A 21053-nucleotide genomic window follows, 5' to 3' on the forward strand; every position below is an offset into this window, starting at 1 on the left:
CGTGCCGCTGCTGCTGGTCCGGCGGAGCGGTGAAGCGTCGGTGAAGCGAGGACGGCGTGGAGCCGGCCGCCCGCGGCTATGGCTTCGCCGAACCGGGCTGGCCCTTCGGGATCCGCGAGGTGAAGAACATGGCGAGGAGCGCGGCGAAGGCGAGGATGGCGACCGCGGCGCGCAGGCCGTCGATCCTGGCTTCCTCGTTCGCGTCGAGCGCCGCCTGAGCCACCTTCTCGCTCGTGCCCGCTTCGTCGAGCGCGGACTCGAGCTCGGCGTCCGACAGGAACGGTACGCCGCTTTCGAGTTCGACCGTCGCCCGGCTCTTGACCTCGTCCGGGACCGCCGGATTCTTCTCCACGTTGGTGAGGAAGGAGGTCGTCATCGCGGCGATCAGGATCGAACCGGCGAGTGCCGTACCGATCGAGGCGCCGAGGTTGGTGACGGAGTTCTGGACGCCGCCGACTTCCGCGCTCTTTGCCTCCGGCACCGCGGACACGGTGACCGACCCGAGCTGGGACGCCAGCGCGCCCATGCCCAGCCCGATCAACAGCAGGGGGATGGTGACGATCTCCGCACCGGCGTCCACGTCCAGCGCGGCCATCAGGACCACCGCGCCCGCGAACAGCGCGAGGGTCCCCAGCCGCACCACCCGGCGCGGCGAGACGTCCGGGAGGTAGCGGGGGATCAGGACGGCGGCCGCCAGCAGGGTCAAGGAGAGAGGCAGGAGACGGGCACCGGTCTTGAGCGCGGACAGGCCCAGAGCGACCGACAGATAGAGCGGTACGACGAAGAAGACACCCATCTGAACGAGGTACTGGAAGAAGAACATCGTCAGTCCGCCGGTGAGCTGCTTGTTCTGCAGCAGGGCCGGTTCGACGAGAGGCTCCTTGAGCCGCTCCACCATGCGGGCCTCCCAATGGAGGAAGAGCCACACCAGCAGCAGACCGGCCAGCATCAGCCACACGACCAGCGACACCCCGAGCCATGAGGGCGCGTCGGGCTTCGGCTGGAACCATCCCCATTCGTCGGAGCGGAGCACGCCGTAGACGAAGAGCCCGAGCCCCAGCGCGGACAGTACGGCGCCGACGAGGTCGAGGCGAGGGCGTTCGCCGACCGGGGCGTCGGCGATGCGGCGGGCGAGCACCAGGATGCCGAGCACCACCAGGACCTCTCCGGCGAAGACCCACCGCCAGGAGAAGTACGTGGTCGCGACGCCGCCGATGAGCGGTCCGACCGCGATCGCCACGGCCCCCGCGGCCGCGACGAGACCGTAGGCGGCGGGACGGCGTTCAGTGGCGAAGTTGCCCGCCACGAGCGCCACGATCGCGGGCAGGATGAGTGCCGCACCGATGCCTTCGAGGAACGACCAGCCGATCAGCAGCACGGTCAGGTTGGGTGCGAGTGCCGTGGTGAGGGAGCCGCAGCCGTAGATGCCGCAGCCGATCATGAACGCGCGTTTGCGGCCGATCAGCGCCCCCACCTTGCCGCCGGGGATCATGAACATCGCCATCACGAGGGTGTAGGCAGTGATGGCGCCCTGGATGCCCGTCACCGTCGTGCCCACGTCTTCGGCCACCGTCGCGATCGAGACGTTCATGACCGAGCTGTCCAGCGCCATCAGGAACTGACCGGACGCGAGGGTCAGCAGAACGATTCGCGCCTTTGTCGCACTCTCGGGAGTGTTTGTCCTGGGTGCCATGCGCGCATCGTCCCAGCCGCCCCGGAGGGCGGGCCCCGACCCGCCCCGGGGGTCGACCGGTTGGCGCAGTCACTGGGGGCGGGGGAATTCTCAAGGAGCGAACGGCGCGAAAGGGGCAGCCTCATGTCGCGCAACTGGCGGACGGAGACGTCGTGCTGTCTCCCGTCGACGGCATCCGCGACGACACCGCTCCGTCCTGTGCAGATGGGCTGTGAACCGCTCATCGACCGCTGCCGATCAGGCACCCCGAGGTGCGCAGTGGCCCTGGTGGGCCGCGATGGGGAGTAGCCCGACCAGTCGAACGCGAGCGTGTGATCGCGCGGGGCTGCACGACACGGAAGAACTGGCCCATGGAGGACTTCAGTTGGAGCAGAAGCGCTCGCTGTCACGCCTTGAGGCGGCTGACCGGCTCACAGATCCAGACGTCTTTTCTGCGGGGGCCCTCGGTAACTGAAGTGACTGATGTGGCTACAGAGACGATGGATTGCCGGGCGGGTACCGACCGTTTCGAGCGCAGGCCCGTGACCCATCGGGGTGATGGGTGCTAGAAAGACCAAATGGAAGACCGCTTTGTACGAATTTCTCACGTATTGCCACTGTGGTCGCTGGCGCGAAGGAACACCCGAAGCGTCGCGGGGCAGATATTCCTCCTGCAGGTGGCGCTGGTGGTGCTGCTTGTGGCGTTCGCCGTCTTCGCCCTCGTCCTTCAGTCGCAGCGGCACACCGACGCCGAGGCCAAACGAAGATCCATAGCTGTCGCGCAGACTTTCGCGCATTCCCCGGGCGTGCTGTCCGCACTGCAGGCCCCCGAGCCCGCGAAGGTCCTGCAGCCGCTGACCGAAGCGGGACGCAAGTCCGCCGGCGTCGACTTCGTCGTGGTGATGGACACGAAGGGAATCCGCTACACCCATCCCCTGCCGGACCGGATCGGCAAGCGATTCGTAGGAGAGATCGAGCCGTCGCTGGCGGGGAAGGTCTATACCGAAAGCGTGCGGGGCCCCCTCGGCGACGAGGTTCAGGCGACCGTGCCCATCCGGGACACGCGGGGCCAAGTGGTGGCCCTCGTTTCCGCCGGGCTGAAGGTCAAGAACGTGACCAGTCTCGTGGACCGGCAGATACCGATCATCCTGACCGCCGGTGCGGGCGCACTCGGAGTGGCCACCGCCGCCACCGTGCTGGTGGGCAGGCGGCTGCGACGGCAGACTCACAGCCTGGCACCGAACGAGATGTCCCGCATGTACGAGCACCACGACGCGGTACTGCACTCCGTACGCGAGGGCGTGCTCATCGTCAGTGGTGAGGGGCGATTGCTGCTGGCGAACGACGAGGCCAGGCGCCTCCTGGAGCTGGAGCCGGACGCAGAGGGGAAGCACGTGTCCCAGATACCGGCCCTCGAACCCGAGATGCTGTCGTTGCTCAGCTCCGGCCGCGAGGCCACGGACGAGGTGCACCTGGCCGGGGCGCGGCTGCTGGTGGTCAACCAGAGGACCACGGATCGCGGCGGAGGTCCCCGTGGCACCGTCGTGACGCTGCGTGATTCCACGGAGCTGCGGGCCGTGTCCGGCAGAGCCGAGATCACCGGTGAGCGGCTGAAGCTCCTCTACGACGCCGGACTGGGCATCGGCACCACCCTCGACGTGGTCCGAACGGCCGACGAACTCGCCCGGATCGCCGTCCCTCGTTTCGCCGACTTCGTCACCGTGGACCTGGCCGACGCCGTACTGCACGGTGAGGAACCGGCGGCCACGGCCAAGGGAATGCGACGCGTTGCCGTATGCGGTATCCGCGACGACCAACCGCTCTACGAGAAGGGCCGGCTGATCGACTTCCTGCCCTCCACGCCCCAGGCACGCGGCTACGGCTCCGGCCGCTCGGAACTGGTGGCCGACCTGTCCACCGCGGCGGGCTGGCATCTGCAGGACCCGGAGCGCACCGAGCAGATAGTGGACTTCGGCATCCATTCGCTCATCGCTGCTCCGATCCAGGCCCGCGGTGTCGTGCTGGGCATGGTCAACTTCTGGCGCTCCAAGGAGCACGATCCCTTCGACCAGGAGGAGCTCTCGCTGGCGGAGGAGCTGGTGGCTCGTGCCGCGGTCAGCATCGACAACGCCCGCCGCTTCACACGTGAGCACGCTCTGGCGGTCACCCTCCAGCGCAGCCTGCTGCCGCGGGCCCTGCCCGAACAGAGCGCCCTCGACGTCGGCTACCGGTACCTCCCGGCTCAGTCGGGTGTGAGCGGGGACTGGTTCGACGTGATTCCCCTGCCGGGCAGCCGCGTGGCGCTGGTCGTCGGTGACGTGGTCGGCCACGGCCTGCACGCCGCTGCGACCATGGGGCGGCTGCGCACCGCGGTGCACAACTTCTCCACGCTCGATCTGCCCCCCGACGAGCTGCTGAGTCATCTGGACGAGCTGGTCGGGCGCATCGACCAGGACGAGGCGTGCACGGAAAGCCCCGCCGCCGTCGTGGGCGCCACCTGCCTGTACGCGATCTACGACCCTGCGACGTGCCGCTGCACCATGGCGAGCGCGGGGCACCTGGCTCCCGCGCTGGTCCAGCCTGACGGGAAGGTCACCTTTCCCGACCTGCCGCCGGGCCCGCCCCTGGGTCTCGGGGGCATGCCCTTCCAGACCGCCGAGCTGGACATCGCCGAAGGTTCCCAGCTCGTCCTCTACACCGACGGCCTCATCGAGGACCGGACCCGTGACCTGGACGAGGGAATGGAACTCCTGCGGCAAGCCCTGACGGATCACACGGAGCGCGCGCCGGAGGAGAGCTGCCAGGCGGTGCTGGATGCGCTGTTGCCCGAACGCCCTACGGATGACGTGGCGTTGCTCATCGCCCGTACCCATGCGCTGCCACCGGATCGGATAGCCGAGTGGGACGTGCCCCCCGATCCCGCTGCCGTCGCCGGGGTGCGCGCCGCGGCGACCGGCAGGCTCGACGAGTGGGGGCTGTCCGAACTGGGCTTCAGCATGGAACTGGTGCTGAGCGAACTCGTCACCAACGCCGTCCGTTACGGCGGCGAGCGGATCCACCTGAGACTGATCTACGACCGCACGCTGATCTGCGAGGTGACTGACGGCAACAGCACCTCGCCCCACTTGCGGTATGCCGCGACGACCGACGAAGGCGGCCGGGGCCTGTTCCTGGTGTCGCAGCTGACCGAGCGCTGGGGAACCCGGTACACGCCCCAGGGCAAGGTGATCTGGGCCGAGCAGGCGCTACCGAACGACTGAGACGCCCTTCGCCGGTCGCCGGCACGGGGTGAGATGGGCGCTGCCTTCCGCCGCACGTCCTCCGGCCGGAAGCGGCGTCGTGCCTGTGCCGGGACGTTGCCCCGTAGTCGACCTAGGGACCTTCGGCCCTTTGACCCGGATCCGTTGACGGTCGATCGTGGTAGGGGAACCGACCAGTGACGGCTGGAGACCAGGCCATGAGTGCACAAGGCTCGCCGAAACCCGTCCAGCGCCCAGCCGCCGCGCCAGGAGCACCTGGCCGGGGGCGCGAACCCGTTGAGGCGTGCCTCCGACAGGATCGAGTCCTGGGTCCTCGGCTTCCTGATGGTCGTCCTCCTTCTAGGGCTGCCGGCGGCGTCACTGAGCGTGGGGCGGACCGCGTACGAGTCCAACATGGACACCGTGCGGTCGCAGGCCGCGGACCGGCACGAGGTCACCGCCCGGCTGTTGTCGGACGCCGAAGGAGCGGGGGAGGGCGCCCTGCAACCGACGCGCGTTCGATGGACAGACGACGAGGGCGAGGAAAGGACCGGAACGGCACTCGTGAAGTCTGGTACGGCCAAGGGAGCGACCGCACGAATCTGGGTGGACCGGGAAGGCACTGTCGCCCATCCCCCGATGAGCGCGGACAACGCGACAGCCACCGGCTGGGTGGTCGGCGGCATGGCGGCGCTCGCGATGGCCACCGGGGTCTGTGCGGCGAGGGCGGGCGTGCGCAAGGTGCTGGACCGCGGAAGGTACGCGCGGTGGGATGCCGAGTGGGACCTGGTGGAGCCCCAGTGGTCGGCACGCTTCCGCGGATGACCGGCCGCGGGCCGCTGAGGCCCCGAGGGAGGTGAGGGCGATGTCCGACGCGACGACCACCGACCTGTACGACGACCACCGACCTGTACGACGACCACCGACCCGTACGAGGTGACGATGGCGATGTCGTATCTGCGGGAGGGGATGCCGGCCCCGGCGGGATCCGTCGCCGATCTTGCCGGGCTGCCACCGGCGGCCCTGCGGATCCGAGCCCCCATGGCACCGCAAGCGACGACCTCCCAGCAGCTGAGCACGTTCGCCGACCAGGTCCGACGCCGCATCGTCGAGCAGACGCACGCCCCCGCCGCCCGTTGGCGGAGCCCGGAACGAAGCACCTACGCATCGCATCGTTCCGTACCGAGCTGAGGAGGAAAGCGATGCCGCATACCGCGGAGTGGAAGGTCCGTCTCCACCTCTTCGAGGAGGAGGGAACGACGAAGGCCCGTGTGGTGCTGGACACCGGAGCCACGACACTCACCGGCCACGGGGTCGCGCACTGCAACCCGGCGGACACCGACGTGCCGGAGATCGGTGACGAGCTGGCGGCCGGCCGGGCCATGCGCGACCTCTCCACGCAGCTGGTGAAGGCCGCCGAACAGGACATCGAGGGCATGGGTGCGTTCCGGACCGGCTCGCGCACCCAGCAGGCCACCGGGTGGCCCCTGTGACCGCCGACGGCGAAACAGCCTGGACAACCTCGCAGGGGGCCGGTGCCGGTGCCGGTCCGGCTCAAGCCGCGTCGGCCCGGATCAGGGCTTCTCATCCCATGCGGCGGCCTGTCGCGCGTGGCACGTTGGGTACAGGAACATTCTGAGGAAGGGGCGGCGATCATGCGAGCTCACCTCGGCGACCAACTCGTCATCGAGGGCCCGGCCACCGGCGCCACCAGGCGCGACGGAGAGATCGTCGGACTCCACCATGCGGATGGCACACCTCCCTACGATGTGCGCTGGTCGGACACGGACCAGGTCACGCTGGTGTTCCCCGGGCCCGATGCCCACGTCCGACACCTTGAGCGGGAGCCCGGGACCCCCGAGCCCTCCCGGCCGCGCTCGGAGGAGGCGGGTGCGGAGCAGGCGGGTGCGCGGGAGGCCGGTGTGGTGCAGGAGACGACCCCGCTGAGCGTGGCCCCCGACCCCGGGGACATCGGTCGGCGCGTGGCCACCGAACGCGAGCGCCAGGGGCTGAGCCGGACAGAGACAGCCCGACGTGCCGGAATGGCGCCGGACTACCTGGCATACCTCGAAGAACAGCCGGCCGACCCGAGCGTGGGGAGCCTGATCAGACTGGCGGACGCGTTGGGCACGACGGCCGCAGCCCTTCGTGGGGCCGGTATCGATCTGCCGCCGGGCCGGGGCCAGGCACTCCTCCACCCTCGGCTACGGGAACTGGGGCCCGACGAATGTCGCGCCCTGCTGTCCACCCATGGCGTGGGCCGCGTCGCGGTGTCGACCGCCGAGGGGCCGGCGGTCGTCCCGGTGAACTACGAGGTCGTCGACGACACGATCGCCTTCCGGACCGCACCCGAGTCGGTACCCGCGGCTGCCGTGGGCTCGGAAGTCGCCTTCGAGGTCGACCATGTGGACGAGGCGATGAGCCAGGGCTGGAGCGTGCTCGCCGTCGGCCCCGCGCGGGTTGTCACGGAGCCCGACGCCGTGCGCCGGCCGGCCGATCGTGCCCGGACCACGCCGTGGGCGGGAGGCGAGCGCGAGATGTGGGTGTCGATCCGGCCGCGGCGCCTCACGGGGCGCCGCATCAGTCCCGCCGACCAGTGAGCGGGCCCCCTGCGGCCGCTCCGACGCACGGAGGGAGGCTCCGATGGCTCCTGGAGCACCATCTGAAGAACGTGTGACGGCCTTGGTCCAGGACGCCTCGGCCGCTCCGTCGATGCACAACGCGCAGCCATGGCACTTCGACTACTTCCAGGGCAGCCGCACCTTCCACGTCCGAGCCGACTTCGGCCGTGGCCTGCCGCACGCCGACCCCGACACCCGCGGCCTCCACCTCGGCTGCGGAGCCGCCCTGCTGAACCTGCGGGTCGCGGCCGTTCAAGGAGGCTGGTGTCCGGCGACCCGCCTGCTGCCCGACCCCGCCGACCCGGCGCTGCTCGCGGCCGTGCGGCTGGCCGACACCGGAAGCGGTGAGAAGGACCTCGCCACGCTGTATCCGGCGATTCACCAGAGGCACACCAGCCGCTTCCCGTTCGAGGAGACGGAGATCCCCCAGACCGTACGCGCGGCGCTCACCGTCGCCGCCCACCGTGAGGGCGCCGTACTGACCTTCCCCACCTCATGGCATCTGCAGCAGGTGCTGGAACTGATCGAGGAGGCCGAGGCCCGCAATCGGACGGACGAGGAAAGCGACGCGGACCTGGCGGCCTGGACCAGCACTGACGGCTCGTCAGGGACCACGGCTCCTGAGGGGGTCCCGGAGTACGCCTTCGGACCGCGCAAACGCGGCGGCAAGGCCCCGATGCGGGACTTCGCCGGAACCAGGCCGGTGACGGGACGTGGCGCGGCCGAGTTCGAGAGGTCTCCCCAACTGGCCCTTCTCAGTACGGCCGAGGACCGCCCGGAGGACTGGCTGCGTGCCGGTCAGGCGATGGAACGCGTACTGCTCGTGGCCACCCTGGAAAACCTGTCCAGTTCCTTCGCCACCCAGGCCCTGGAGTGGACCGACCTGCGGTGGCCCATGCGCGACCCGGTAGCGGGAAGCGGCCGCGTACAGATGGTGCTGCGCCTCGGATACGGACCCGAGGGGCCCCTTACACCCCGCCGCCCGGTTCCGGACGTACTCGACATCCGGCCGTGACGGGCCAGGGCGCCGTCACTCAAGTGCGGGGCACGGGCGTCATGGCCGGGGCGTTCTCCGTGTCGCGCCGCGGACGACCCGTCAACGAGCCGCACGCGGCCTGCCGGCGTGCAAGGACACGTACACCAACGTCACCGCAGCCTGGGTCCTCGGCCGTGCCCTGGAACCTCTGCGGCGCCTTCCGGCAGGCGTCGGCAGGAACTGGTCGAGCGCATGCAGCTGGGCGACGAACTCCCGAAGTGGGAGGAGTGTCGCGGCGGTTGCGGGTGCCCCACCACCAGGGTGTCATCAGTCAGTTCGACGGCTACGGTGACCTCGCCGAGCTGGACTGGGACGCCTACCGCGAGCGGTACGACAGCATCCGGCGCCTCGACCGGATCCTGGAGGCGGAGGGCGACACGGTCAACCGGTACCAGGCATCCAAACAGGCCGACGTCCTCATGCTCGGCTACCTCCTCTCGCCCGTCGAGCTCCAGCGGATCTTCCACCGTCTCGGGTACGGGCTGGACGAAGACCTCTGGCACAGGACCGTCGACTACTACCTGCGGCGCACCAGTCACGGCTCCACCCTCAGCGGCCTCGTCCACGGGTGGGTCCTCGCACGGGTCAGACGGGCCGAGGCGTGGAAGTACTGCCAGGAGGCCCTTGAGGCGGACATCGCAGACCTCCAGGGCGGCACGACCGGCGAAGGGATCCACCTCGGCGTCATGGCCGGCACCGTTGACCTGGTCCAACGAGGCCTGACCGGTCTGGAGACCCGCGAGGACGCGCTGTGGCTGGAGCCCGTGCCCCTTCCGGCTCTCTCCGAGTACGGATTCTCGCTGTGCTACCGCGGTCACCGGGGTATCGGCGTACAGCTGCGGAGCGGGCAGCTGCGGATCGGCGAACCCGACTCGGAGGAATCGCCGATCCGCGTGGTTCTGCCCGACCGGGCGGTCACCATCGCGATCCCCGACGCGAACTCGCCGAGTTCCTGCGCACCCGCCGAACTCGGCTGAGCCCGCAGGACGTCGGCCTGGAGCCCGGACCGAGGCGGCGCCTCGCTGGGCCGCGGCGGGAGGAGCTGGCGCTGCTGGCCGGGGTGAGTTCGGACTACTACCAGCGCATGGAGCAGGGACGCGACGTACGGCCCTCCGAACAGGTCCTCGACGCCGTCGCCCGCGCCCTCAACTTCTCCGCCGAGGAGACCCGCCACCTGCACAGCCTCGCCGTCGCCGCACGTACCCCGACCCGCCTGCCGCGTTCGTACGAGCCGGAGGAGGTACCGGACACCACGCTACGACTGCTGCGTACGATGCCCTCGCCCGCTCTGGTCGTCGGCCGTTTCCTGGACGTGCTGGCCCGGAACCCGCTCGGTGGTGCCCTGCTGGGGGAGTTCACCCGGCAGCCGCAGAGGGAGCGGAACCTGCTGGCGCTGTTCCTCCACCCCGAGGCCGACCGGGCGTGCCCGAACCGGGCGGCCACCGTCGTAGAGCTGATCGGGATGCTGCGGACGCAGGTCGCAACCGATCCCGGCCATCCGCGCGCGGTCGAGCTGGTGGGTGGACTCACGGTCCGCAGCGACGAGTTCGCGGCGCTGTGGGCCCTTCACGACGTCGAGGAACCGACCCGCGGCCAGATGCGCCTCAACCACCCCCGAGTCGGCGAACTGAACCTGGACTGGGACGCCTACCCGATACCGGGCAACCCCGGCCCCACGCTCATGGTCTGCACCGCCGCCGACGCCAGCCCCGACGCCGAGAGACTCCGACTGCTCGCCGGCCTGCTGGGCACCCCCCTGGCCCAGACCGGCCGCACCACCCGCGCACTGGTCTAGACAACAAAGAACCCCCGGGTCATCGACCTGGGGGTTTCGCGTGGAGCGGTGACGAGAATCGAACTCGCGCTCTCAGCTTGGGAAGCGACGGCGCTTGGGCGGCCGTATGGCTCTGACGTGCACAGATGACTCGTGCTCGGGTGGTGTGCGGGTCGGATCGCACCGCTGTTGGCCGTGATTCTCCGCTCGTACGGGCACGCTATGGGCACGGAGCGCGAGGAGCCGATGGGCAGAGCGTATGCGCGGACGGCACCGGTGTCGGGTTGGGCTCGGTCGGACGTCAGGTTGGGATACTCCTTCGCGCGTGCACAGGGCTTGGGCGAAGGCGTTCATTTGCCGGCTTCGGGGCCGTACCACTGGAGCGCCTGGCCGGTGACTGCGGCGATGCACTCGAAGTCCCGGTCGCGATGGAGCAGCGTCAGTCCCTGCAACTCGGCCGTGGCGGCCACAACGAGGTCGACGGCCCCGGCGCTACGGTGCTGTCCGCGCTGGGTGAGGACCTCCTGGACCCGCCAGGCACGGTCGTAGGCGCGATCGTCGACTGGTACCCAGCCGAAGAGCAGGCGCATGTTTTCGATGCCTTGTGCACGGTCTGCGGCGGAACGGGCGCTGTAGAAGAACTCCAGCTCGGTGACGGGGCAGGTGGCGATGAGTCCGGCGGCTGCCGCCTGGTCCCATCCGTACTGCTCGGCGTCGCCGCGCAGCAGGCGGGCGAGCGCGCTCGTGTCGATCAGGTATTGCGCGGCGTTCACCGGCGGTAGTTCCCCTTGTCCTCGAAGAGATCGAGGTCGAAGGCGCCCTCTTCGGCCGACGCCCGCAGACGGGTGAGCGCCAGGGCCCGCCGCCGGTTCTCCAGCACCTCGCGCAGCGCGGTGTTCACCGTCTCCTTCTTGGTGCTGGTACCCAGGGCCTTGGCCACGTCCGCGACCAGCTGATCGTCGAGGTCGATCACGGTTCGGCTCATCGACAACACCTCCATGGATATCAACAGTGCCATCGATTATATCTGAATCCATGCACAGCGCGCCTCGAAGCCGACGGCGACGAACTGCGCGAGCACTGGCAGACCGACTTCCTCTCACCGGACGGGTACGCGCCGGTCATCACCGCCCGGGACTCGGCCCACACGACCGGCCGGCTCGCGGTCGCGGCGGGTGTCCGGCGTGGTCTCCTTCGAGAACACCGTCGCCGCCGATCTCGCCACCGGCCGCTACGAGGCCCGCCTGAAGGCAGGCCGCGACAGGGTCGTCCTCCTGGACCGCTCCTCCGGGACCCGCCTCGCCTCCGCCCCCGGTCAGCTGCACGGCGGTTCGGCCCCGGCTGTGCGGAATCCCGGAGGCCCCGACGCGGGCTGGACCTTCCGCGACCCGAAGGTGATCCGCGACGAGGCCCACGACCAGTGGCTGATGGTGGTCTCCGGCGGTGATCACATCCGCTTCCTCGCCTCCACCGACCTCCTCACCTGGACCCAGGGCAGCTCCTTCGGCTACGGCGACGAGGACATGGTGAAGTGGGCGCTCACCCTGGGCACGGGGCCGTACGCGCCACGGACGGCTCGGCCGCCCAGTACTTCACCGGCGACTGGAACGGCACCTTTTTTCGTCGGTCGAGGCGTTCGGCGCGGACGGCCTGGCGGCGGTGACCAGCCTGATCCTCCCCACCCCCGACGCCGACGGCATGTCCTTCTACGCCGAGGGCGGCACCGCCCGCATCGAGTCGCTAAAGGTGCACCACCTGGACAGCGCCTACCGCCTGGCGGACAAGGTGAAGCCACTCCCGACCGCCCCGACCGGCGGCGACTTCCGCTCGGACCTCGGCAGGCTGACGATCACCCCCGCCGGCCACTGGTCGACGAACAGCGCGGGCCGCGCCGGAAGCTTCGGCAAGGACTCCAACGCGATAACAACCCGCACGGTGCGGGACCCGGACCTCACCACCCTGGTACGCCTGGGCGGCCCCCACCCCGCCACCGGAGGCGCCCTCTCCCTCCTCTGGCGCGCCTCCTCCGAAGGGTGTTCCTCGACGGCACCCTGATCATCGACGTCACGGACACGACGTACACGAACGGGCACGTGAGCCTGAACGTGTTCGGGGGGAGGGCGGCGTACCAGGACACGTACGCGAGGGAGCTGTGACCGTGCTGCGGAGCTATGACCGTGAGGACTGGTCCAGCATCGTCAGGAAACGGCCCGTGGTGGTGCCGGCCGCGAGGGACAGGCCGGCGGTGACCAGTTCGAACCGGCCGTGCTCCAGGTCCTTCAGTGAGGGGGACAGCACGGTGAAGCACAGTTCGACGTGCGCGGGTACTTGCGTGGGTTCCCCGAGTGACATGGCCTCGATGTCCTCCTCGGTGAGGACGACTTCGCGCCGAGCGTTGAGGGCCGCCGACTGGGCGAGGGCGAGGATGTGTTCGTCGCGGCGGGTCGTGGCCAACACCGGCCGCTTCAGTACGGTGCCGCGAGTGGGGTGCTGTCGAGGACGCAGAGCGTCTGCACCAGGCGGAGAAGCGCAACCGGTGATCTACTTGCTCGACACGTCCGGCCTGGTCCGGCTGCTCCGGGACCCAAAACTTCAGACGGCCTGGTACGAAGCGATCGACGCGGGGGGCATCGCATCCTGTTACGTGCAGCGAGCCGAGTTCCTGTACAGCGCCCGGCACGCATCCGACCTGACCGAGCACCATGTCCGCGACATTGCCTGACGCGTTTCCTCCCCCGCCGACGTCAGCCGAAGGCGGCGATTGAGTCGATCGAGGCAATCAGGGAGAACGCGGAAGCCGGCAGGGGCACGAGTCCGGAAAGACACCGTCGCTTCGCCGCCGACATCCCCAACCCCGACGCGGGCACCCCCGCCACCTGGTCAGCCTGACGCGGCTGAGCACGCGCAGACGAGGGCCCTGGCCTCCATCGCTTTGGAGGCCAGCGCCCTTTTTGCGTTTCCAGTGGAAACGCGCGACACCCGGGCCAACACCGAAGCGTCAACGCGGCGTTGTCGATCCACCCCGCCATCCAGGAGCGAGCCACCTCCCGCCGTATCCAGCGCAAAATCTGGGCGGTGAAGGGTCCTTAAACGCTAGTCTCGCCCCCCGTGCCCACCGCAGTCCTGGAGATCTCATGGCAGGCGAGCTCCCGCGGCCCAAGCGTGAAAGCGCCGAGTCCAAGCCCGAAGTGGCTCCCGAAGAGGTCCCGTACACCGACACGGACATCAGCGGGGACACCCTGGAGCTGGAGCTGGCGTCTATGTGGTGGCTCCACACCGTCGACTCCGCCTTCCGCCCCAAGGGCCGGAACTGGCCCCTCATCTGGGCGTACATCATCGAAGGCGGCGGGTCCACCAAGACCACCAGCGCCACGTCCATGGCCGTCATTGCCGCCCTGGACGGCTTCCCAGGCGTCGTCTTCGACCTCGACAGCAACATGTCGGCGACCACCGTCCTCGGCTACGACGAGACCGCCCTCAAGGGCAAGAAGACCGCGATCGACCTGCTCCACGGCAGGGCCACCCTGGACGAGGTCGCGCTGCCCGCCCGCTACCGCATCGGCGACGGCGACGACCCCGAAGAGGACTTCGAGCCCATCGAGAACCTGCGCGTCGTGCCCGGCAGCCCCGCCATGGCCGGCGCGGACCTGGCCATCGCAGAGGACGCGGACCGCAACGACTGGTTCGCCGAGATCCTGCACTCCTACGAAGGCATCGACTCGGTCTTCTACCTGGACTTCCCGGCGAGCTACGGCAAGATGCCCTACTCCGTGCTGCGCATGCTGGACGAAGAGGACTCCGTCATTCCGTCGATCAAGGCCGACCCCAAGGCCGTCAAGCTGGTCAAGCGGCTCACGGACGAACTGGAGCGAGTCCGCGACAAGGAGCGCGGCAGCCGGTCCGTCCCCGGCCGGCCGACACTCAAGCACTTGATCCTCACCGGCACGCAGCCGCTGACCTGGCCCGAGCAGGTGGCAGCCCGCCGCGGCACGGCCGCGGCAGAGGCGATGTACAGCTCCGTGATGCTGCCCTGCATCCGGTACTCGGCAGACGCCGAGAAGATCTACGAGGACGCAGTTCCCCTGCCGATCCTCCTGCCCGACTCGGTGGCCTCCGTGGACTACCGGGAGGTGACGAGGCGCATGTGGACGGTCCCGTATCTCAACGAGTGTGGGTGCGACTACTGCCCGGATTCCCTGGAGTAATGCCAACCCCAAGGGCACCACCGCGACGTGGATCCGTGACCGCCTCGACGGCCTCTGGAGTGACGAGGACTTCACCGCCTGGTACCCGCGTGACGGCCGCCCTGAGCTCTCACCCGCCCAGCTCGCCACCGTCTGCGCGCTGCAGTACGCGATGAACCTCTCCGGACCGCCAGGCCGCCGAGGCGGTGGGCTGCCGAATCGACTTCACCTACGCACTCGGACTGGACCTGGACGATCCCGGCTTCCACCACAGCGTCCTGTCCGCCTTCCGCGACCGACTCGCCGAAGGCGACCGCGCCGACCGGCTGCTGGGCCTCGCACTCACCCGGATCCGACGGGCCGGCCTGCTCAAGGGGCGCGTCACGCAGCGCACCGACTCCCCCCAGGCCTGGAGCAGGTGGGCAACGACGCCCGCGAACTGCTGCAACGCCTTGACGACAGGTTCCCTCGGGTGGCGTGGTGCCGGCAGCCCTTGCCGATCTCCCGCGGGAGCTTGCACGGCGTCCCCTTCTGCGTGGGGCGACCACAGCGCGCCGTCGTTCGGCGTCTTCGGGAACCGTCGTACCTGGTGGTCATACCGGGCATGGTGAACCGCCCGGCCATACCAGCGCCGCGCAAGTGTCCCTCTGCGTAAGCGACTTGGTCGCCATTTGCTCGACCTGTGCTGCGGGTCACATGAAATGCGCCTCGTTATGTGAGGCGGTCGTGGGCTGGAGGGGCAAAGTGACGCCCGAGGGTCCGGTAAAGGGGTGCGTGACCCCTTAGGGCACGCGGAGGGCACGCAACCCCCGAATTGGTCTAGACAACAAACAAACCCCAGGCCGCTGACCTGGGGTTTCATTCTGGAGCGGGTGACGAGAATCGAACTCGCGCTCTCAGCTTGGGAAGCGACGGCGCTTGGGTGGGTTCTATGGCTCTGACCAGCGCAGTTACCTGATTCTTGGGGTGGTCGTGTGGGTTAGATCGCACCGCTGTTGACCGTGATTTTCCGTCCTTACGGGCACGCTGTGGGCACGACTCCCGAGAGAGTGGTCTCGGGTTGGGGCCACGGGCCTCGGGAGGATTCCGCGTTCCGGTGTCTCGAACCCAGGACCGCCGTGGTTGCGGATGCGTATGTGTGCCGGCCTCCGGTTCTCTCGCCTATTGCGAGCTGTTGCTTCCAATGTCCCGCCGAGTACCGGTCTCAGCCGTGCCCGCAGCCGGTGCACCGGTAGCGGCTCTGTTCGGCGGACGGGACATGTTCGAACAGCAGCACGTTCTCGCACACAGCTCAGTCACGGGAAAGAGCGAGCCGGGCTGAGGCCGGGAACCGGAAGAAGGGCCGGAGCCCATGGGCGGTTTCTAGGGATCGGCCCTCCATCATGCGCACATCGATCAGGCGGCGACGGACGCGGCCTCGCCGTGGGGGTGCGTCTCGGCGAAACGGACCACGGAACCGGCGATGGACGGCTTGGCGTCCTCCAGCACCCTGGCGCCGACGATGCCCGCGGCCTTGCGGGTCGCGTTCTGCGCCCAGACGCCGCCGAATTGGCCGCGCTCAACGAGTGATCGGGCGCTCCCGCGTGTCTTCCGGGAGCAGGGAGTGTTCCTGGCCTGTCACTCAGTAGGGCTCGGAGTCTCCGGTGTCGGGAGCAGGCGTCGCAGCAGGGACTCCTCCAGCTCGATCAGGACGTCTTCGCTGCCGGCGACGGGGCTCGGCAGGGTGCGCCACAGGACGAGCTGGCCGTGCAGGGCGGTCCACAGGTGGATGCCCAAGTCCTGCGCCTCCGCCCGACGGCCGGGGGCCGCTTCGATGAGGTAGGCGTCGGCGGTATCGGTCCACGTCTGGAGCACGGTGCCGATGGGATGGTCGGCGGAGGGGCGGCGCTCGGGCTCGTATTCCAGGCTGAACATCAGTCGGTAGCGGCGGGGCTTGTCGATGGCGAACCTGCGGTAGGCCGTGACGGTGGCCCGCACGCGCGCCCACGGGTCCGCGCCTGCGGCGGCGGCCGACTCGCCGGCCTCCCTCATCGCGACGGCCAGTGCGCGGTAGGTGGCGTCGAGGACGGTGGAGACCAGGTCGCCCTTGTCCTTGAAGTGCCGGTAGACGCTGGGCGCGGAGATGCCGACCTCGCGGGCGACTCCGCGCAGGGAGAGTGCGTCCTCGCGCCCCGTCTCCTCCAGGATGCGGGTCGCCGCGTCGAGGATCTCCTGCCGCAGCCGCTCGCCCTCGCCCCGCACATTGGGCACCCGCTTGACCTGCGACTTCATGGCCTCCTCCTCGCTACCCGCAGCAGCCTACCGACCCTCGGCGCACTCCGCCTTCAACGGTCGGCGCTTCGTCAGGTCCGACGTCGGGGCTTGACGATTCCTCGATTAACGCTGTTAGTCTAACAATGCTTCGACTAACAGCGTTAACCGATGCTGGAAAGGCACAGTCATGGCCTCGTCTCCGAACGTCCCCGCGTTCACGCTCACCCGCCCGCAGGACGCTCCCCTGGACCCCCCTCCGCTGTATGAGCGGCTGCGTGAGGAACAGCCCGTCACGCGTGTCTCCCTGTGGGAGGGGCGCCTCACTCCGTGGCTGGTGACCCGCTGGGAGGACGCCCGGGCGGTACTGGGCAGCCCGGCGTTCAGCAGCGACCCGACGCACCCCGGTGCACCCAGCTTCAAGGAAGATGAGCAGCCGGCCCCGCGCGGCTTCTTCCAGAACTACGACGACCCCATCCACGCGGCGATGCGGCGCACCCTGACCCGCGAGTTCATGATCAAGCGCATCGACGCGCTGCGCCCGGCCATCGCCCGCCTGACCGACGAACTCCTCACCGACCTGAGTGAGCTGAGCGGCCCCGCCGACTTCGTGGAGCACTTCGCGCTGCCGCTTCCCTCCCTGGTCATCTGCGAACTGCTCGGCGTCCCCTACGAGGAACACCCGTTCTTCCAGGAGCAGTCGAAGACCCTCGTAGACCTGAACGCCACGGGAGAGGAGGCCGCCCGGGCGTTCGCCAACCTCGGCGAGTATCTGCTGCGCCTCGTGCAGACCAAGCGCGCCACCCCCGGCGACGACGTGGTCACCCGGCTCGCCGCACAGGTGGACGAGGGCGTCATCACCGACCAGGACGCCGCCGACCTGAGCGCCTTCCTGCTGTTCGCCGGGCATGAGACGACGGCGAACATGATCGCGCTGAGCACCATCACCCTCCTCGACCACCCCGACCAGATCCCGCACCTCCTCGGCGGACCGGACCAGGTCGCGAGCGCGGTGGAGGAACTCCTGCGCTACCTGTCCATCGTGCACGGCGGACTGCGCCGCACCGCCATCGACGACGTCACCATCGGCGGTGTGACCATCCACGCGGGCGAGGGCGTGATCATTCCCGTCCACGTCGCCAACCGCGACCCGGAGTTCTTCACGAACCCCGACGACCTCGACCTGGAGCGTGCCAACGTCCGCCGGCACCTGGCCTTCGGCTACGGCATCCACCAGTGCCTGGGCCAGCCGCTGGCCCGCGCCGAACTCCAGATCGTCCTGCCCGAAGTCTTCCGCCGGCTTCCCGACCTGAAGATCGCCGTACCGATGGAGGAGATCGCCTTCAAGCAGGCCACCGCCGTCTACGGCGTCCGCGAACTGCCCGTCACCTGGTGACCGCAACCACCCGATCCCCCACCGAGAGCAGGGAAGAAACGTCATGCATGTAGAAGTCGACGTCCCCAAGTGCGTCGCCTCGGGCCAGTGCGTACTGCTCGCCCCCGACGTCTTCGACCAGCGCGACGAGGACGGCATGGTCGTCCTCCTCGACGACAACCCGCCGGCCGAACTCCACGACGCCGTCCGCGAATCCGCCACCGTCTGCCCCGCGGCCGCCATCCGCCTGGGGGAGTCGTGAGCGCGACCACGACCAGCCGCGTGGTCATCGTCGGCGCCTCCGCGGCCGGCCTCGCCGCCGCCGAAACCCTCCGCCGGGAGGGCCACACCGGCACGATCACCCTCATCGGCGACGAACCCACCGCCCCCTACGACCGCCCGCCCCTGTCGAAGGAGATCCTCTCCGGCGCCTGGCCCCCCGACCGACTGCCCCTGCGCACCCAGGCCAACCTCGACGCCCTTGACCTGGACACCCGCTACGGCCGCGAGGCCATCGGCCTGAATGTCGCAGAGGGTACCGTGCTGCTGGCCGACGGTACGGAGGTGCCGTACGACGGACTGATCGTGGCCACCGGAGTCCGCCCCCGGCGCCTGCCCGGCCCACCGGCCCACGTCCTGCGCACCCTGGACGACGCCGTCGCCCTGAAGGACCGCCTCGGCCCCGGCCGCACACTGGCCGTGGTCGGCGCCGGATTCCTCGGCGCCGAGGCCGCGTCGGTGGCGGCCGACCTGGGCACCCAGGTGACCCTCCTGGAACCCGCTCCCGTCCCGCTGGCTCATGCGGTCGGCGAGGACGTCGGCCGCATGCTCGCCCAGGCCCACCTCCATCACGGCGTGGACCTGCGCACCGGGACCGGGGTCAGCGAGGTCGTCCCCGGCGGCGTACGCCTCGACGACGGCAGCGTGGTCGAGGCCGACACGGTGTTGGTGGCCGTCGGTTCCCGGCCCAACACCGAGTGGCTGACCGGCAGCGGCCTCACCCTCGACGACGGGCTGGTCTGCGACGAGTTCTCCGCCGCCGCACCCGGCGTGTACGGCGCGGGCGACGTGGCCCGCTGGCACAACCCGCTCTTCGGCACGTCGATGCGCATCGAGCACCGTACGAACGCCGCCGAACAGGGCATGGCCGCCGCCCGCAACCTCCTGGGCGCCCAGCGGCCCTTCGCGCCCGTCCCCTACTTCTGGTCCGACCAGTACGACATGAAGATCCGCGCCTACGGCTACCTGCGCGGCCACGACGAGATGCGGATCGCCGAAGGCAGCCTGGAAGAACGCAAGTTCACCGCCGCCTACCGCACCGGCGACCGTCTCACCGGCGTCCTGGCAGTCGGCGTGCCGCCCAAGACCACCCGCCCCTGGCAGCAGGCCATCGCCGCTAGCACCCCCTGGCGCCAGGCGACATCCCTCCTGGAAGGAGCGGCAGCATGAGTGACACCACCGACTTCGAGGGACGGGGCGTCGTCGTCACCGGCGCCGGGTCCGGCATCGGACGCACTTCCGCGCTGCGGTTCGCGAGCCTGGGGGCCCAAGTTCTTGTCGCGGACATCAATCCCGTCGGCGCCGAGGCCGTCGCCAAGGAGATAGAGGCGAACGGCGGCACCGCCCGCACGGTCGTCGGCGACCTCAGCGACCAGGGCACGGTCGACGAGGTCATCACCACCGCCGTCGAGTCCTTCGGCGACCTCGGCGTGCTCGTCAACAACGCCGGAATCATGGACACCATGACCGCCACCGCCGACGTGAGCGACGCGGAATGGGAGCGAGTCATACGGATCAACCTCACCGCTCCGTTCCTGCTCACCCGCGCCGCCCTGCCCCACATGCTGGCCCGCGGCAACGGCGCCATCGTCAACACGGCCTCGGAGGCGGCTCTGCGCGGCAGCGCCGCCGGCACCGCGTACACCGTCTCCAAGCACGGGATCATCGGCCTGACGAAGTCGACCGCGGTCATGTACCGGGACCGCGGCATCCGCGTCAACGCCATCGCCCCCGGCGGCACCCGGACCCACATCACCGACACCGTCACGTTCGATGGCGACGGCGCCTCGATCGTGGGCCGCTACCGGGAGAACGTGGGCCGCTTGGCCGCGGCGGAGGAAGTCGCCGCGGCCATCGTGTTCCTCGCCTCGGACGCGGCGAGCAACATCAGCGGCACCGTACTCCCCGTCGACAACGGCTGGTCCGCCGTCTGACCCAGCCACCCATGCGGTGCCCGGCCCGCGCATCGGGGGCCGGCCACCGCATGCCCATGCCCTGTGAGACCGCTTCCCAAGGGGCGAGCGGATCGTCGTGCGGGCGCGGACGCGGCACAGGACGGAGTGCACGTCTCGCTGCGGGCACGGTCCGGCCGTGTGCGCGGCCCTCACGAGCCGACGGGGCCGATGTCCCGGCGGAGCGTCTGCACGTGGCCGGCGTGTCCACCATGTACCGCATCCTGCGCGAGCACGACGAGGTCCGTGAGCGTCGCCGCCACGCCGTCCACCCAGCGCACGCCAAACCGGAACTGCCGGCCACCCGCCCGGACGAGATCCGGTCCCGGGACGTAACGCGGCTGCGCGGACCGGGCGAACGGGTCTTCTGCCACCTGTACTCGATCATCGACATCTAGAGCCGCTGCACCGTCGTCCGGATGGTCGCCGTCCGCGCCGACGTCCTGACCGCCGTCTACCAGCGCACCCCTGGACGGTTCGTCAACAAGCCACCCGCCCCGCCGATCGTTCCCACCAACGTGTGGATCAACCAGCCGGACGACCACGCCGCCGCCCAGTAATCACCTCGGTCGCCGGCGACCCCGGCTCACTCGACGAACCCTGAGAACCGACCGACTCACCGGGTTTGACACGTTCCGCGTCTCGTGGTCGACCAGGATGAGGCCGCCACC

At 69.6% G+C, this 21053-nt stretch carries 22 protein-coding genes and 2 pseudogenes; 18 read left to right on the plus strand and 6 right to left on the minus strand.

All coding sequences use genetic code 11. The features are described 5' to 3' along the window. Positions 1-76: 76 nt before the first annotated feature. Positions 77-1693 (minus strand): MFS transporter, encoded by a 1617-nt coding sequence (locus STRBO_RS0101425; protein WP_005483482.1) that lies wholly within the window; start codon positions 1691-1693, stop codon positions 77-79. Between the two features lie 557 nt (positions 1694-2250). Between STRBO_RS0101425 and STRBO_RS0101430 the strand changes: the two genes are divergently transcribed. From STRBO_RS0101430 to STRBO_RS0101465, 8 genes and pseudogenes are all read left to right on the plus strand, one after another. Then, positions 2251-4932 (plus strand): SpoIIE family protein phosphatase, encoded by a 2682-nt coding sequence (locus STRBO_RS0101430; protein WP_237547728.1) that lies wholly within the window; start codon positions 2251-2253, stop codon positions 4930-4932. A 201-nt stretch (positions 4933-5133) separates the two neighbouring features. Beyond that, positions 5134-5736 (plus strand): Rv1733c family protein, encoded by a 603-nt coding sequence (locus STRBO_RS0101435; RefSeq protein ID WP_005483486.1) that lies wholly within the window; start codon positions 5134-5136, stop codon positions 5734-5736. Positions 5737-5853: 117 nt separating this feature from the next. Further along, positions 5854-6102, plus strand: a complete 249-nt coding sequence (locus STRBO_RS44080; protein WP_020113660.1) for a hypothetical protein — start codon at positions 5854-5856, stop codon at positions 6100-6102. 11 nt (positions 6103-6113) lie between these two features. Next, positions 6114-6404, plus strand: coding sequence for a DUF1876 domain-containing protein (locus tag STRBO_RS0101445; protein WP_005483490.1), 291 nt, complete (start codon positions 6114-6116; stop codon positions 6402-6404). Positions 6405-6566: 162 nt separating this feature from the next. Then, on the plus strand, positions 6567-7511 hold the full coding sequence (locus STRBO_RS0101450; protein WP_005483492.1) for a pyridoxamine 5'-phosphate oxidase family protein: 945 nt from the start codon (positions 6567-6569) through the stop codon (positions 7509-7511). 43 nt (positions 7512-7554) lie between these two features. Further along, the gene (locus STRBO_RS0101455; protein WP_005483494.1) at positions 7555-8547 is read left to right on the plus strand and encodes an Acg family FMN-binding oxidoreductase; all 993 of its coding nucleotides are present in this window, start codon (positions 7555-7557) and stop codon (positions 8545-8547) included. 115 nt (positions 8548-8662) lie between these two features. Beyond that, positions 8663-9545 (plus strand): annotated as a pseudogene (locus tag STRBO_RS0101460) (glycosyl hydrolase family 65 domain-containing protein); the annotation flags it as partial. Next, a complete protein-coding gene (locus tag STRBO_RS0101465) occupies positions 9449-10363 on the plus strand; it encodes a helix-turn-helix transcriptional regulator (RefSeq protein WP_086016355.1) in 915 nt (304 codons plus the stop codon). The pseudogene STRBO_RS0101460 and the gene STRBO_RS0101465, both read left to right, overlap by 97 nt. Before the next feature lie 329 nt (positions 10364-10692). On the opposite strand, the gene STRBO_RS0101470 is transcribed toward STRBO_RS0101465, so the two are convergent. After that, entirely contained in the window at positions 10693-11115 is a 423-nt protein-coding gene (locus tag STRBO_RS0101470; RefSeq protein WP_005483500.1) for a PIN domain nuclease, read from the minus strand. After that, positions 11112-11327: a type II toxin-antitoxin system VapB family antitoxin gene (locus STRBO_RS0101475; RefSeq protein ID WP_020113663.1), complete on the minus strand. Its 216-nt coding sequence runs from the start codon at positions 11325-11327 to the stop codon at positions 11112-11114. The genes STRBO_RS0101470 and STRBO_RS0101475 overlap by 4 nt, the downstream gene beginning before the upstream one ends. Before the next feature lie 674 nt (positions 11328-12001). Between STRBO_RS0101475 and STRBO_RS44305 the strand changes: the two genes are divergently transcribed. Continuing rightward, positions 12002-12397, plus strand: a complete 396-nt coding sequence (locus tag STRBO_RS44305) for a hypothetical protein (protein ID WP_020113664.1) — start codon at positions 12002-12004, stop codon at positions 12395-12397. 114 nt (positions 12398-12511) lie between these two features. On the opposite strand, the gene STRBO_RS0101490 is transcribed toward STRBO_RS44305, so the two are convergent. Next, positions 12512-12799 (minus strand): lantibiotic dehydratase, encoded by a 288-nt coding sequence (locus tag STRBO_RS0101490; protein ID WP_020113666.1) that lies wholly within the window; start codon positions 12797-12799, stop codon positions 12512-12514. A 79-nt stretch (positions 12800-12878) separates the two neighbouring features. On the opposite strand from STRBO_RS0101490, the gene STRBO_RS0101495 reads away from it, so the two are divergent. From STRBO_RS0101495 to STRBO_RS44310, 3 genes are all read left to right on the plus strand, one after another. Next, on the plus strand, positions 12879-13064 hold the full coding sequence (locus STRBO_RS0101495) for a PIN domain-containing protein (protein ID WP_005483504.1): 186 nt from the start codon (positions 12879-12881) through the stop codon (positions 13062-13064). A gap of 412 nt (positions 13065-13476) precedes the next feature. Next, entirely contained in the window at positions 13477-14547 is a 1071-nt protein-coding gene (locus STRBO_RS39810) for a ParA family protein (protein WP_020113667.1), read from the plus strand. Positions 14548-14732: 185 nt separating this feature from the next. After that, the gene (locus tag STRBO_RS44310) at positions 14733-15137 is read left to right on the plus strand and encodes a transposase (RefSeq protein ID WP_005483506.1); all 405 of its coding nucleotides are present in this window, start codon (positions 14733-14735) and stop codon (positions 15135-15137) included. A 784-nt stretch (positions 15138-15921) separates the two neighbouring features. Here STRBO_RS44310 and STRBO_RS41165 read toward each other — a convergent pair. Then, positions 15922-16080 (minus strand): annotated as a pseudogene (locus STRBO_RS41165) (FMN reductase); the annotation flags it as partial. Between the two features lie 63 nt (positions 16081-16143). Next, complete coding sequence (locus STRBO_RS0101515; RefSeq protein ID WP_005483510.1) at positions 16144-16797, minus strand: TetR/AcrR family transcriptional regulator; 654 nt, start codon at positions 16795-16797, stop codon at positions 16144-16146. A 169-nt stretch (positions 16798-16966) separates the two neighbouring features. Here STRBO_RS0101515 and STRBO_RS0101520 point away from each other — a divergent pair, with 169 nt between their 5' ends. The 6 genes from STRBO_RS0101520 (at position 16967) to STRBO_RS43630 (ending at position 20942) form a co-directional block, all read left to right on the plus strand. Next, positions 16967-18172: a cytochrome P450 gene (locus STRBO_RS0101520; RefSeq protein ID WP_005483511.1), complete on the plus strand. Its 1206-nt coding sequence runs from the start codon at positions 16967-16969 to the stop codon at positions 18170-18172. Between the two features lie 43 nt (positions 18173-18215). Then, complete coding sequence (locus tag STRBO_RS0101525) at positions 18216-18413, plus strand: ferredoxin (RefSeq protein ID WP_005483513.1); 198 nt, start codon at positions 18216-18218, stop codon at positions 18411-18413. Then, a complete protein-coding gene (locus STRBO_RS0101530; RefSeq protein WP_005483515.1) occupies positions 18410-19600 on the plus strand; it encodes an NAD(P)/FAD-dependent oxidoreductase in 1191 nt (396 codons plus the stop codon). The genes STRBO_RS0101525 and STRBO_RS0101530 overlap by 4 nt, the downstream gene beginning before the upstream one ends. Further along, entirely contained in the window at positions 19597-20364 is a 768-nt protein-coding gene (locus tag STRBO_RS0101535; RefSeq protein ID WP_005483517.1) for an SDR family NAD(P)-dependent oxidoreductase, read from the plus strand. The genes STRBO_RS0101530 and STRBO_RS0101535 overlap by 4 nt, the downstream gene beginning before the upstream one ends. Before the next feature lie 212 nt (positions 20365-20576). Next, positions 20577-20780 carry a hypothetical protein gene (locus STRBO_RS0101540; protein WP_005483519.1) on the plus strand — a complete coding sequence of 68 codons (204 nt, stop codon included), beginning with the start codon at positions 20577-20579 and terminating at the stop codon, positions 20778-20780. A gap of 21 nt (positions 20781-20801) precedes the next feature. Further along, positions 20802-20942 carry a hypothetical protein gene (locus STRBO_RS43630; RefSeq protein ID WP_005483521.1) on the plus strand — a complete coding sequence of 47 codons (141 nt, stop codon included), beginning with the start codon at positions 20802-20804 and terminating at the stop codon, positions 20940-20942. Positions 20943-21053: the final 111 nt, after the last annotated feature.

This window comes from Streptomyces bottropensis ATCC 25435 (assembly GCF_000383595.1).
GTDB classification, from domain to species: Bacteria; Actinomycetota; Actinomycetes; order Streptomycetales; family Streptomycetaceae; genus Streptomyces; species Streptomyces bottropensis.